Below are 13,740 nucleotides of genomic sequence, written 5' to 3' on the forward strand. Positions count from 1 at the left end.
ACATATGAAGTACATGATTGGAATAGACGGCGGGGGAACGAAGACAGAAGCAATTGCATTTGATAAAGACGGAAATGAACTTGTAAGAGCTACAAGTGGTTTTGGGAATATATTAATAGATTTTGAAGAAGCTTTTGTGCATATTACAGAAGTGATTGATCAATGCCAGAAAGGGTTATTAAATGGGCATTGCGTTTGTATTTGTTTAGGGTTAGCGGGGGTAAGTGGAATAAATACGGATGAATTAACAGTACGTTTAAAAAAGAAGTACGGAACAAAAATTGAAGTTTTAAATGATGCAATGATTGCACATGCAGCTGCTTTAAAAGGGAAGGATGGAATTTTAACGATTGGCGGTACAGGTGCAATTTGTATTGGAAGGAAAGGTGAGGTGTACGAGTATAGTGGTGGATGGGGACATATTTTAGGAGATGAAGGAAGCGGATATTGGATTGCGTTACAAGGTTTAAAGAGAATGGCAAATCAATTTGATCAAGGAGTTACACTTTGTCCATTAAGCTTAAGGATTCAAGACGAGTTTCAACTATTAACATCGTCTCATATAAAACAAATAGTATATAGTTTTTCAAAAGATAAAGTTGCAGCAATTGCACCGCTAATTATTGAGGAAGCGAGAAATGGGAATGATGATGCACATAAAATTATTCTACAAGCGGCTAAGGAATTAACAAGAATGACGGTGAATATTTACAATAAGATGCAGTTTAATTTATTCGCTTCAATTGCAGTAAGTGGCAGCATACTGCGTTTTGTTCCTGAAATATATGCTGAATTTAAGAAATGCTGTGAGAAAAGTATAGGAGACGTTACATTTGTACTACAATCAGAACCAGCAGTGAAAGGAAGCTATTATTTAATGAAGAATATATATTTTAAAAAATAGCTGTATGAGAATTTTTGTATGATTTGTAAATATATGATGTTAAAATGTATAAAGGGATATGTATAAAAAAGTACAATATACAAAGTTCTTGAATATTGTATAAGTACTCCCATGTAGAAAGTGAATGATTACATGATTAATAGTATGCAATTTTTGTATTTGGTGGCTTCTTATTTATTTGGAAACATATTAACCGCTTATTTAGTAACAAAATGGAGACATAACGTTGATATTCGGGATGAAGGAAGCGGTAATCCTGGTGCAAGAAATATGGGGCGCGTATATGGAAAAGGGTATTTCATCGCTACATTTTTAGGTGATGCAATTAAAGGGGCAATCGTAGTTTCTATTGCAAAATACCTTTTTGGAGATTCAACATTTGTAATGGTAGCTTTAATGGCTGTTTTACTTGGACATATTTATCCAATTGTATTTAAAGGCAAGGGCGGAAAAGGCATATCAACATTTATCGGAGGATTAATCGCATTTGATTATTTGATAGCGCTTACTCTTGTTGCTGTTTTCATTATATTTTATTTAATCTTTAAAGGATTTACTAAGCCAGGGTTAATTACAATCGCTTGTTTACCAGTTTGCATGATTTTATATTCTTACTCAATTGTTACGACTATTTTAAGTGCTCTTATCATTGTACTTATTTTATATGTAAATCGAGAATGAAACGAACTTTTAATAAGTGGAGTAAATCTCCACTTATAATTTTTATTAAATACATAAAGGAGATACAACATGGGGTTAATATATAAAGTTGCTGATCAAGCTTGGGAATTTGAATGTATACATAAATTGAATTATAAAACATTTGTAGAAGAAATTCCGCAACACGAAGAAATGAAAGAGCGTGTTCGTATTGATCGTTTTCATGATGAAAATACATATTTAATTTGTTTAGATGACGATAAGTTAGTAGGTATGGTTGCATTGCGAGGAAAACGACCATTCTCATTAGACTATAAAATTACAAATCTAGATTTGTATTTGCAAGAACATGGAGAAAATGTATATGAAATTCGTTTACTTTCAGTAGAACGTGAATACCGAAATGGAAGAGCATTATTAGGTTTAATTCGCTTTTTACATCGTTATTTGCTTCTAAATGGATATGAATTGGCACTCATTTCTGCGACAACACGTGAACTACCTTTATACGAACAAATGGGATTCAAATCTTTCCATACGTTAGTTGGTACTGAAGAAGCAGCCTTCCAGCCAATGTATGTTACACCTGCTATGTTTGAAGAGTCGAGTGTTGGTGGGATTATGACGAAAGAATACACATTTTTACCAGGTCCAGTAGATATTGAAGAAAATGTTCGAAAAGCATTTTCTACTAAGCCTATTTCGCATCGTTCTAAGTCATTTCAAGTGACAATGGAAAATGTCAAAAAACGTTTACTGCAAATGACAAAAGCAAAACGTGTGCAAATATTGTTAGGAACAGGGACGTTAGCGAATGATGCGATTGCTTTACAGTTACGTTCTTTAAAAGGAAAAGGACTAGTATTAACAAATGGGGAATTCGGTATTAGATTAGTTGGACACGCAGCACGCGCGCAATTACATTTTGATACGTATAAAAAAGAAATGGGAGAACCGTTTATTTATACCGAATTAGAAAAAATAATGGAAACTGGCAATTATGAATGGCTTTGGTTTGTTCACCATGAAACATCAACTGGAATGTTAAATGATTTAGACGAACTAAATGTTTTATGTAAAAAGTATAAAGTGAAACTATGTGTAGATTGCATTAGCTCAATTGGAGCAATACCGATGGATTTGAATGATGTATATTTTGCAAGTGGTGTTAGTGGAAAGGCAATTAAATCGTTTACTGGATTATCTTTCGTTTTTTATAATCACAATGTGAAAGTAAATGAGGCATTACCGGCCTATATGGACATTGGCATGTACGAAGAAAATGACAGTATTCCATATTCTCATTCATGGAATTTAATGTATGCATTGCAAGAAGCCTTAAAAAGATTTGATGATGAAATGGCATTTGAAAAAATAAAAGAGACGTATGCATATATCGAACAAGCTATTACTACTATGGGTTTAAAACTTGTTTCACCTAAAGAACATGCTGCGCCAATCATACTTACCATTCAATTAAAAGAAGATCAGTCTTCTAAAGATGTAGGCGATGCGTTGGCGTTACAAGGATATATCGTCCATTATGAATCAGCGTATTTACAAAAGAATAACTGGATCCAAATTGCATGCCTGAACCATTACAAAGAACGTGATATGAAGAGGATGTTGAATTGTTTACAACTGTGTGTATTACAGAGTGAGGTACATATATAAAGACTTTTTCTTAATATAGATGGTTTCGTATAAAGGAGTTGCTACATACGAAAACTTAGGAATAGATCATTGGAAGAGGTGTTAGTATGATAACTAAAAAACTACCGTTACATATAGATGATATTAAAAAAGCTCAAAACATTTTAGACAGAAATGCTCGTAAAACGCCATTAGTAAAATCATTTTATTTGACTAGTAAAACAGGCGGAGAGATTCACTTGAAATTAGAAAATATGCAATTAACGGGTTCTTTTAAATTCCGTGGTGCATTTAATAAAATGTCACAGCTGACAGATCAGGAAAAAGAGAGAGGAGTAATTGCTTGTTCCGCTGGTAATCATGCGCAAGGAGTCGCTTTATCTGCTCATTTACTTGGTATTAAGAGTAAAATTGTGATGCCGATTTCTGCCCCTCAGGCGAAAGTTGAAGCAACTAGAGGATACGGATCAGAAGTGATTTTATATGGTGAAAATTTTGATGATGCGAAGGCAAAATGTGAGGAGATTATTAAGGAAACAGGTGAAACATACTTACATCCGTATGACGATGTAGAAGTAATGGCTGGTCAAGGTACAATAGGATTAGATATTCTTGATGATATGTGGGATGTTGATACTGTCATTGTACCAATTGGCGGAGGTGGAATTATTTCTGGTATTGCTGTTGCATTAAAATCTTTTAATCCATCCATTAATATTATTGGTGTCCAAGCAGATAATGTTCATGGGATGAAGGCATCTTATGAAAAAGGTACGATTGTAGAACATTATGAGGCACCTACTATAGCAGATGGTTGCGCAGTTAAAATACCAGGCGATTTAACTTTTGAAATAGTAAAAGAATTAGTAGATGATATTGTAACTGTATCAGAAGGTGAATTAGAAGTAGCGATGAAAGACTTATTACAACGTGGTAAAGCTGTTGTAGAAGGGGCTGGCGCATTAGCTACTGCTGCTCTACTTGCAGGGAAAGTGGATCCATATATTAAAGGGAAAAAGGTAGTCGCGGTTATATCTGGTGGAAACGTAGACTTGCAGCGCATTTCCAGTGTTTGCGAGCAATTTTTTGTAGCAAATGAAGTGAAATAGTATTTGAAAAACATAAAGTGAAACTTTAATCAGTGGGGGTTTTCTTCATCCCCCACTGATTATCAGCCCTCACCAATCGGACTTTAATGGGCAGTTGATCCCCCACCTAACTTCTTTGCTTTCGCTGAATTTTGAGGTGGGGGTCTTACTGCCCATTAAAGCGGGATAAATTTTATGGAATAAGAGCTAAGACAACTAATCTTAGCTCTTATTTTTTGTCTACCGTGTAGGGCATGTTATAATACACATGTTTTATTTTCCGTATAGTGAATTATTATATTTTATCGTCTGCTTTCATAGATAGCTCAAATAATTATATCAATATTGTCGAAACGGAAACAGAAATTTAATATAATGGTTTTAAAGTATGAATGAGCTGTTAGGAGGATAGACCATGAACAAGGAAGAACAGGTCATGAACGGTTTCAGGGAATTATATAATAAGATGGTTTGGCTTAATAAGGATAAAATGGAAGAAGGTCTTAAAGGTTTTAAGTCTTCTGAAGTACATTGTATTGAATATATTGAAAACAATGCCGATTCTAACGTGACACAACTTGCAGAGGCTTTTTATGTGACTCGCGGTGCAATAAGTAGAATGACTAAGAAGCTCATAAACAAAGGCCTTATCGAAAGTTACCAGAAATCAGAGAATAAAAAAGAAATCTATTTTAGGCTTACTGAACAAGGGAAAGAAATATATATAATTCACGAGGAGTTGCACAATGAGTTTCAACAGCGGGATAAAGCTGTATTTGAGCAAGTAACCGAGGCAGAATTCGACAGTATTATTAACTTCGTGGAAAAGTATAGTAGGCATTTGGATGCAGAAATAAAGAAACAAGGTATACATATTAAGTCGTGAATTTTCCTGCTAATGCCAGATATATTTAAATAATAAAAAGGTAGCCTTCCCGTGAACAGGCTACCTTTTTATTATTTAAATTTTGTTGACTAATCAACAAAGTGGAGTTATCATTTTGTTGACGAATCAACAAAATGTTTTGAGAGGAGAAATTAAATGTCTATATTTAGATCACAAAATGAAAATGAAACTGAAAAAAACATAGATAAACATGCTTTAATATTTGGCCTTATTTCTGTATTTCTTTGTGGTATAGGTTTCAGTATCATCATGCCAGTAGTGCCATTCTTAGTGCAGCCTTATATAAGTAGTCCGGAAGAACAGGCTCTAGTTGTTACGCTACTGACCTCTGTTTATGCGGTCTGCGTATTTTTCACTGCACCTGTACTCGGAGCTTTGAGCGATAAATATGGCCGCCGTCCATTACTTTTAATATGCCTTTTCGGTTCTGCAATTGGGTACTTAGTTTTTGGTATAGGAGGGGCTTTATGGGTACTATTTGCTGGACGTATAATAGAAGGAATAACAGGCGGGAGCATCAGTACAATTTTTGCATATTTTGCAGATATCATTCCCTCAGAACAGAGAACGAAGTATTTTGGGTGGGTGAGTGCAGTGGTAGGTGCAGGAACCATTATTGGACCAACTCTTGGGGGATTACTTGCAAAGTTTGGTCATTCTGTACCTTTGTATTTTGGAGCGCTTATAACTTTATTAAATGTTCTATATGGGATGAAATATATGCCTGAGAGTCTTGACAAAAATAATAGGTTAAAAGAAATTACTTTTGTAAGGATAAATCCTTTTGCACAGCTGGCAAACATACTTTCAATGAAAAACTTAAAATGGTTACTTGTCTCAGCGTTTTTACTTTGGATACCTAACGGATCTTTACAAGCAATTTTCACACAATTTACGATGGATACTTTTAGCTGGAAACCTGCACTAATTGGACTTATGTTTTCAATTATGGGCTTTCAAGATATCATTTCACAAGCTTTTATAATGCCAAAGCTTGTAATCAAGCTTAGTGATAAACAAATAGCAATACTTGGCATGGTTTCGGAGGTTATTGGCTACAGTTTTATTGCAGCATCTGCTTTATTTTCCTTATATCCTCTTCTAATCGTTGGGATGTTACTGTTTGGTTTTGGTGACTCAATTTTCGGGCCTTCATTCAATGGGATGCTTTCAAAGTCTGTCGATTCTAGTGAACAAGGAAGGATTCAAGGCGGTAGCCAATCTATTCAAGCTTTGGCAAGAATGATTGGTCCAATGATTGGAGGGCAAATCTATGTATCACTTGGTCATACTGCACCTGCTTTTATGGGGATGATTCTTATAGTAGTGGCAATAGCAGTTTTGTATAGGGGGACGCATGTAACTGCATAAAAACGAAGGATAGGGTGTCGGAACTTAAGAATAAGTGCTGGCACCCAAATTTGCTAAGGCTAAAGAGTTAAGAGAATTTCTGTTGTTTCTGACACGATTTATCCTGTAAAAGCGCAATTCATGCAGGATAATATTTAGTGGGATACATAGAGTTTACATTAACTAAAGATTGGGTGTAGTTAAAACTAGAAAAGGTAGGATAAATGACTAATTATTTTAAGTCATGCCTGAGCTGAAGTAAATAATGACTCCATTTTCATTCTACTCTTCTCGCGAATTTCAGCGTCGGCATGGCGCATTACAAATTTATGCGCTATAGCGATTGCTAAAACATCATCTAATAAGCCAATTCCAATAATAGCAGCTATATCTGGAATGAAATCGATTGTTAATACGTAATAAGATAAAGCGGCTAATATTATGAATTTGGCTTTAGTAGGCAATTCTTTCTTTTTCATTGTGTAGAATAAGATAATACTTTCATATACGGTGGATTTACCGAGGTTTACAGAGCTTTTTTTGAACTTTTTCCAAAGTACCTGTTTCTCCATATAAACACTCCTTTTACAAAAACATAGATTTTTTAAAAGGATGGACAAAGAAGTGAGAGATTAATCAATTTTATTGTTTTTCTTAATTATATATTTCCATAAAAATAGGGGATTACCTGTTTAAAATAATATAATGTGGATTATGCAATGATTCACACTGTTTTATTACATAGTATGTAAGTAGTATTTGTTAAATCAAACAACTTGCAAACGTTATCTATCTAAAGATGATTTCACCTAAGGTTTTAATTACTTCTAAAAGGATAGAGATTGTACGTCTTATCAGTGAATCGCTGCAATATAAGGTTCATAATAGTAAAGGTATATTACTGTAAATGAAGCTTATTCATTTAACATGCCGTATTTTTACAATTAATGAACTAGCAACCTTCTTCTTTCTATATCCTTCACCTGTAAATTTTTCACTACTATATTATTGACGTACAATAAATGGCTAAATGTTTCTAAAAGGTTTTCTAAACACACAAAATTCTTAAATTGATACGAAAATGCTATAGAAAATAATAAATATATCTAATGCACTATTAGAATTATTCCATATTATAGTATTAAGAATTGTATAAGGAGGTGGAAAAAGAATGGACGAGCGTGTACAACCTCAACTTTCACCGCCATGGATCACATATTTTAACGAACTTAGAAATTCGATAGGAGCTGATCCAACTGTAACAGTAGGTCCGCTAATACCGACTGATGGAAATTTTATAATTTTAGTACAAACTACGGATTTTGAAAAAGCGATTGCATTAGCTACACTTCTTAAACCTACAGTGCAATTTGGCAATGTAAATGTAACTATTGTTGTTAGTGTTATTGGGGATGGAATTGTAAACCCAATTCCTTGTCCTTTAGACGCTTTTGAAATTGCACACCTTTTTCAAGTAGCTTTAGAAAGCAACTTGTATTTTGAGCAAGTTGTTGTGCAGCCGCAGTTCCCAGGTGGAGCGAATGTTGTTTTTCCGGTTTTTGCTGCAAAAGTGATTCAGTTTTTTAATGATGATATTTCTAATCTATGCCAAACTTTTACAGAAGTCGCTGCAAAAGTTTTTCGTGATGTAATGAATGATGCTATATGTGGTATACCAATTTTATACTCGACAAGTTGTAGTACAAGCACTGAAAATGTATAATTTATTGATGAAGAAACTTTTCAAAAAAAGAAATACAACTAAATTTGTTTTATTAATTTAAAAGAGGCATTTCTAATTTTATGAGATGTCTCTTTTATTACATATGAAAATACGGTTTTCAAAAAAATTTAAACTATCTATCTGAAAAAGAATATTCAGAATAAGTAATTTGGGTGTTTTGTTCTATATCTCGTTTTGGGGGATTCACTTCATTTGTATATTTTAGCTGGAAAAAAAGAGGGTATTTACAATATCGAAAACTATTTATATTAGATAAATAATGGTAAATTTATATTTTGGAAATAAAAGTCAATATAAGAAATATTTGTAAATAGCAAAAGCACCCACTCAAGGGTGCTTTTATCACTTATAGATAATATATTATACTTCCAATTACTATGGTATTTAAGAAAAGAGTATTAGGATAATTTAATTAGATTAATCGATGCTGCAAGTTTTCGACCATCACAAGTGTCTATAATTTCATCTAATACATTTCTCAATTGAACAGTAGCGTTAGCTGGGATGAATACAATAGATCCACCAGAAACAGTGGCACAACCATTGCGATCGGCTTCGTAATCAGAAACCCCAAATCGCGTTTGATTGTTGGGAACTTCCACCCCGTTTATGAATAACCCCAAATCCCTGTCACCACCAGGAGTATCAGGATTATAATTCACGCTTACATAGTAATCGATATAGTATGAACCAGCTTGAGTAACATGGATAGTCACTCCATCAGAGTCAAGATTTACTCCACCAGCAGTCTGCCCAGTAGCATTCCAAGGCATAGGTTGATTCCTGACCAATGTAATAAAGTTAGTCTGATAAAAATTTCCGAAAGCCGGTGAGAATACACTTGGTGCGCTCTCAATAAAAACTTTTTGTACACAAGTTTTGCATTCTTTATGACAACTACAGTTACAAAGTCTATGTCCACACTTCTTACAACGTTCAGACAAAAAAACATCTCCCATCCTATCAATTAGCTAATAGCTATTAGTAGGATATTCATTTTTTTAATAATACGAAACGGATACTTGTCCAATAAGGGGTAAGTTCATTTATAAAAAGGATCAGCTTAGGTTATGAGTGAAAACCCTGTATATGATTTTACAAACGAACTTGCTAACACATATGAGAAATAGATATAAAATATCTTTGGTATACCACATTTAAAAATAGAATTAACCAATAAAAAACATTAAAACAAAATACTGAAAAAATTTTTTAATATGTATAGTAAAATATATGTGGACGAAGTGGTTATTATTAAATGTTGAATAAGCGATATGGGGGGAGAAAAATGAAAATAATAGAACTACCAATTGAATTCGAATTTAACGGGCAAAAACAATGTGTTTACCCAAGTTTAATTATATTACATAATGAATTAACGTTAGTCGATACAGGATATCCAAGTTTTTTACCTTTAATTGAAAATGCAATATTAAAACATGGGTATGAGATGAAAAACTTAAAAAATATAATTATTACTCATTATGATGATGATCATATAGGGTCTTTATATGATTTCAAAGTGAAATATCCTCAAGTTAATATTATTGCTAGTGAAATTGAATGCCACTACATTAATGGTGATATAAAATCGGAGAGACTAGTTCAAGCAGAAGACATGTTACAACGTATGCCAATTGAAGAGAAAGAATTTGGTGAATGGTTTATACAACAGTTAAAAAATATAAGACATATTTCCGTCGATGAAAAAGTATATGATGGTCAAATGATTTTGAATGATGAATGTCAAATAGTAGCGACTCCAGGACATACTTCGGGGCATATTTCATTATATTTCCCGAATTCAAACTGTGTAATTACAGGGGATGCGGCTGTTCAAGATAATCATGAATTAGTAATAGCTAATCCAAGTTTTTGTTTAGATTTAGAAAAAGCGGAAGAATCTTTAAAGAGAATTAAAAACCTTAAAGCAGCAACGTATTATTGTTATCATGGAGGAAAACTCAATATATAAAACATTAAAAAACCGATCTTTCCCATATCGAAAAGATCGGTTTTTTTAATTCATAGATTCTGCAATTTGAATTAAATCCTTTACGTTATATGTTCCTTTTATATAGCGTTTGTTACCAATTGCAATTATATATTGAAAACCATTCTGCTGAAAGATAAGCTCATATGCTGAATCAAAATGAGGATTATATAATGCTTTTATATTATTTTTTAAGGTGTAGAACTTAGCTCCCCTAAGTACATAGAAGCCTAATTTGTTTTGAACTGGAGAAACAGTGATTTTAAAAATCCCATTAATATCGTCATTGTAGTATTGGAGGTTTAAGTAATTGTTATAGATATACCCTTGAAATTCGTGAATTTCGAACGGGAATTTTGTAGGAGTAAGTATATGTTCCTTACACTTCATTTCATATTTTTTTACAATAGTAGCTTCTTTCATAAGAGGATTCGTTCCATCATAAATTTGATTAATTCGAGATATTTTATTATTTTTTGTTACTATTTCTAAAATGTAACCAAGAGTAAATCTATCATCAGTGTCTTTGAAATAAGAAATAAGAATTGTAGTATCTTCTTTTGGAGACGGTACTATCTTAATTTCATGAATTTGTTTATTTGTTTGGAAAGTAGGTAGTTCAACTCCATCTGTTACATATGACCTCATTAATTTTTTATCATTTTTGAGTAAAGCATGTTTGAATTCACTTATTACATCTGTTTGAGATTTCGCCATTATAATTGTGTTGGATTGAAAATATAGTAAGAAAAATACGCAAAAAATCTTTATGAATGTATTGGTCAATTTTATCACCATGTAACTATGTTTTCTTAACATTGAAATATATATGTATAGGAGGGGAGAAGATGAGTTTACTGCTTGATGTAATAATGGCTATAATTACATTCTATCCTCGAAATGATATGAAATTAAAACATCATATTGCAAAGTTAAGTGAATTCGAGTGGTTTCGAAGGCTACACGAAGATACAAAGTATACAAGTTTAATTTGGAGTAATAGAAAAATTAAAAAGTTAATTTTGTCTACGACTAATATGGAAGCATTAATAAGTTCCGAGAAAAAACAAATAGAATTTGTACAACTAGTGCACGATGAATATAAAAAAAGAAGATAAGAATTTTTTTATTTTTCATATTTGGCGAAACAAATGGTACAATGAAAGCTAATGTGAAAAATAAGGAAAAGAAGTGGTCTATTTGAAAAATTTTTTAGAATTAGGAATTAGTGAAACTTTTAATCATACATTACGTGAAAATGGAATTACAGAAGCAACACCAATTCAAGAGCAGGCAATTCCTGTTATTATGTCAGGTAAAGATATTATTGGGCAGGCGAAAACAGGAACGGGTAAAACGTTAGCATTCGTGTTACCGATTTTAGAAAAAATCGATCCAGCGTCTAGTGATGTTCAGGCTTTAATTGTTGCACCAACAAGGGAACTAGCACTGCAAATTACAACTGAAATTAAAAAAATGCTTGTTCAAAGAGAAGATATCAATGTACTAGCGATTTATGGCGGGCAAGATGTAGCACAACAATTGAGAAAATTAAAAGGCAATACACATATTGTTGTTGCGACACCAGGACGATTATTAGATCATATACGTCGTGAAACAATTGATTTAAGTAATCTTTCAACGATTGTATTAGATGAAGCGGATCAAATGCTTTATTTCGGTTTCTTATACGATATTGAAGATATTTTAGATGAGACACCTGGTAGTAAACAAACGATGTTATTCTCAGCAACGATGCCAAAAGATATTAAAAAATTGGCGAAGCGTTATATGGATGAACCACAAATGATTCAAGTAGAAAGTGAAGAAGTAACGGTAAATACAATTGAGCAGCGTGTCATTGAGACGACAGATCGTGCAAAGCCAGATGCACTTCGTTTTGTTATGGACCGTGATCAGCCATTTTTAGCAGTTATTTTCTGTCGTACAAAAGTTAGAGCAAGTAAGCTTTATGATAATTTAAAAGGACTAGGTTATAATTGTGCTGAACTTCATGGTGATATACCTCAAGCGAAACGTGAAAGAGTCATGAAGAGTTTCCGCGAAGCTAAAATTCAGTACTTAATTGCGACTGATGTAGCAGCTCGTGGACTTGATGTAGATGGTGTAACGCATGTATTTAACTTTGATATTCCTGAAGATGTAGAAAGTTATATTCACCGCATTGGCCGAACAGGACGTGCAGGTGGATCAGGTATAGCAATTACGTTCGTTGCAGCGAAAGATGAAAAACATTTAGAAGAAATTGAAAAAACGCTCGGTGCACCATTGCAAAGAGAAATAATTGAACAACCGAAGATAAAACGTGTAGATGAAAATGGAAAACCGGTACCAAAGCCGGCTCCGAAGAAATCAGATCAATATCGTCAAAGAGATAGCCGCGAAGGTTCAAGAAGTGGTTCAAAAGGTGGCTCCAGAAATAGTTCGAGAAATGATAACAACCGATTATTTAACAAGCCAAGTAATAAAAAAGGCAGTACAAAACAAGGTCAGCAAAGACGTGGACGTTAAATAGTTATTATTGAAAAGAGTCGCAGATTATTGCGGCTCTTTTTTGTTTGTATACAACGAAATCGATATAAGTACAAGGATGATTGCATTTAAATACGCTTTAAAATTTCATTCACCGTATTAAAAAAATTAAAATTTATAAAGGAAATAGAAAGTAGGGTGTTGTATATGTACGATAATAGGAAACTTTTTACTAACTAAACATATAATTTAAATAGACCGACAGTCGGTCTGGTGGGAAGGAGAACGTGAATGCGAATAGTAAAGGAGTATGAGGAGCGTAGAAAGGAAATTTTAGAAACTGCTGAACGTTTATTTATTACGAAAGGTTATACGAAAACAACAGTAAATGACATTTTAAAAGAGATAGGGATAGCAAAGGGGACGTTTTATCACTATTTTAAGTCGAAAGAAGAAGTAATGGATGAGATCATTATGAGGATCATTAAAGAAGATGTTGCGAAAGCGAAAGTAATCGTCTCTAACCCAAATATCCCCGTTTTAGAAAAGTTATTTCGAGTCTTGATGGAGCAATCGCCAAAATCAGGAGATGTGAAAGATAAAATGATTGAACAATTTCATCAGCCAAATAATGCGGAAATGCATCAAAAAAGCATAGTGCAATCCATTATTCATTTATCTCCTGTTTTAGCAGAGATTTTAGAACAAGGAATTGAAGAAGGTATCTTTTCTACACCATACCCACAAGAAACGATTGAATTATTACTTTCTTCGGCACAAGTCATATTTGATGAAGGTTTATTCCAGTGGAAGCCAGAAGAAATGATGAGAAGAGCGAAAGCTTATATAAAAATGATGGAAGTATCTGTTGGGGCGAAAGAAGGATCCTTTGATTATATGGTTGAGGTTGTAATTAAACAGAAATAATCATTTTCTGTTTAATCACTA

At 33.3% G+C, this 13,740-nt stretch carries 14 protein-coding genes; 11 read left to right on the forward strand and 3 right to left on the reverse strand.

Annotation, left to right across the window (positions count from 1 at the left end; all coding sequences use genetic code 11):
* The first annotated feature begins 4 nt into the window (after window positions 1-4).
* The 6 genes from MHB74_RS11970 (at window position 5) to MHB74_RS11995 (ending at window position 6,583) form a co-directional block, all read left to right on the forward strand.
* Window positions 5-904 (forward strand): BadF/BadG/BcrA/BcrD ATPase family protein, encoded by a 900-nt coding sequence (locus MHB74_RS11970; RefSeq protein WP_061679231.1) that lies wholly within the window; start codon window positions 5-7, stop codon window positions 902-904.
* A 132-nt stretch (window positions 905-1,036) separates the two neighbouring features.
* Entirely contained in the window at window positions 1,037-1,585 is a 549-nt protein-coding gene (gene plsY / locus MHB74_RS11975; protein WP_061679230.1) for a glycerol-3-phosphate 1-O-acyltransferase PlsY, read from the forward strand.
* Window positions 1,586-1,654: 69 nt separating this feature from the next.
* The gene (locus tag MHB74_RS11980) at window positions 1,655-3,238 is read left to right on the forward strand and encodes an aminotransferase class V-fold PLP-dependent enzyme (protein ID WP_061679229.1); all 1,584 of its coding nucleotides are present in this window, start codon (window positions 1,655-1,657) and stop codon (window positions 3,236-3,238) included.
* A gap of 86 nt (window positions 3,239-3,324) precedes the next feature.
* Window positions 3,325-4,326 carry a bifunctional threonine ammonia-lyase/L-serine ammonia-lyase TdcB gene (gene tdcB / locus MHB74_RS11985; RefSeq protein ID WP_061679228.1) on the forward strand — a complete coding sequence of 334 codons (1,002 nt, stop codon included), beginning with the start codon at window positions 3,325-3,327 and terminating at the stop codon, window positions 4,324-4,326.
* Window positions 4,327-4,720: 394 nt separating this feature from the next.
* A complete protein-coding gene (locus tag MHB74_RS11990; RefSeq protein WP_061676301.1) occupies window positions 4,721-5,191 on the forward strand; it encodes a MarR family transcriptional regulator in 471 nt (156 codons plus the stop codon).
* 156 nt (window positions 5,192-5,347) lie between these two features.
* Window positions 5,348-6,583 (forward strand): MFS transporter, encoded by a 1,236-nt coding sequence (locus MHB74_RS11995; RefSeq protein WP_061676300.1) that lies wholly within the window; start codon window positions 5,348-5,350, stop codon window positions 6,581-6,583.
* A gap of 221 nt (window positions 6,584-6,804) precedes the next feature.
* On the opposite strand, the gene MHB74_RS12000 is transcribed toward MHB74_RS11995, so the two are convergent.
* Entirely contained in the window at window positions 6,805-7,134 is a 330-nt protein-coding gene (locus MHB74_RS12000; protein WP_061676299.1) for a YkvA family protein, read from the reverse strand.
* Window positions 7,135-7,733: 599 nt separating this feature from the next.
* On the opposite strand from MHB74_RS12000, the gene MHB74_RS12005 reads away from it, so the two are divergent.
* The gene (locus MHB74_RS12005) at window positions 7,734-8,285 is read left to right on the forward strand and encodes a hypothetical protein (RefSeq protein WP_061676298.1); all 552 of its coding nucleotides are present in this window, start codon (window positions 7,734-7,736) and stop codon (window positions 8,283-8,285) included.
* A 419-nt stretch (window positions 8,286-8,704) separates the two neighbouring features.
* Here the strand turns inward: MHB74_RS12005 and MHB74_RS12010 are convergent, their stop codons facing one another.
* A complete protein-coding gene (locus tag MHB74_RS12010) occupies window positions 8,705-9,250 on the reverse strand; it encodes a hypothetical protein (RefSeq protein ID WP_061680180.1) in 546 nt (181 codons plus the stop codon).
* Window positions 9,251-9,594: 344 nt separating this feature from the next.
* On the opposite strand from MHB74_RS12010, the gene MHB74_RS12015 reads away from it, so the two are divergent.
* The gene (locus tag MHB74_RS12015) at window positions 9,595-10,281 is read left to right on the forward strand and encodes an MBL fold metallo-hydrolase (protein WP_061680179.1); all 687 of its coding nucleotides are present in this window, start codon (window positions 9,595-9,597) and stop codon (window positions 10,279-10,281) included.
* Between the two features lie 45 nt (window positions 10,282-10,326).
* Here MHB74_RS12015 and MHB74_RS12020 read toward each other — a convergent pair whose 3' ends face one another.
* Entirely contained in the window at window positions 10,327-11,118 is a 792-nt protein-coding gene (locus MHB74_RS12020) for a hypothetical protein (RefSeq protein ID WP_061680178.1), read from the reverse strand.
* A gap of 29 nt (window positions 11,119-11,147) precedes the next feature.
* Here MHB74_RS12020 and MHB74_RS12025 point away from each other — a divergent pair, with 29 nt between their 5' ends.
* The 3 genes from MHB74_RS12025 to MHB74_RS12035 all read left to right on the forward strand — a co-directional run bounded on the left by MHB74_RS12025 (window position 11,148) and on the right by MHB74_RS12035 (window position 13,719).
* Entirely contained in the window at window positions 11,148-11,417 is a 270-nt protein-coding gene (locus tag MHB74_RS12025) for a hypothetical protein (RefSeq protein WP_061680177.1), read from the forward strand.
* 73 nt (window positions 11,418-11,490) lie between these two features.
* Entirely contained in the window at window positions 11,491-12,831 is a 1,341-nt protein-coding gene (locus MHB74_RS12030) for a DEAD/DEAH box helicase (protein ID WP_061680176.1), read from the forward strand.
* Between the two features lie 252 nt (window positions 12,832-13,083).
* On the forward strand, window positions 13,084-13,719 hold the full coding sequence (locus tag MHB74_RS12035; RefSeq protein WP_061680175.1) for a TetR/AcrR family transcriptional regulator: 636 nt from the start codon (window positions 13,084-13,086) through the stop codon (window positions 13,717-13,719).
* The last annotated feature ends 21 nt before the right edge of the window (window positions 13,720-13,740 follow it).

Origin of the sequence: Bacillus sp. FSL K6-0069, from assembly GCF_038007785.1 — a bacterium.
GTDB classification, from domain to species: domain Bacteria; phylum Bacillota; class Bacilli; order Bacillales; family Bacillaceae_G; genus Bacillus_A; species Bacillus_A mobilis.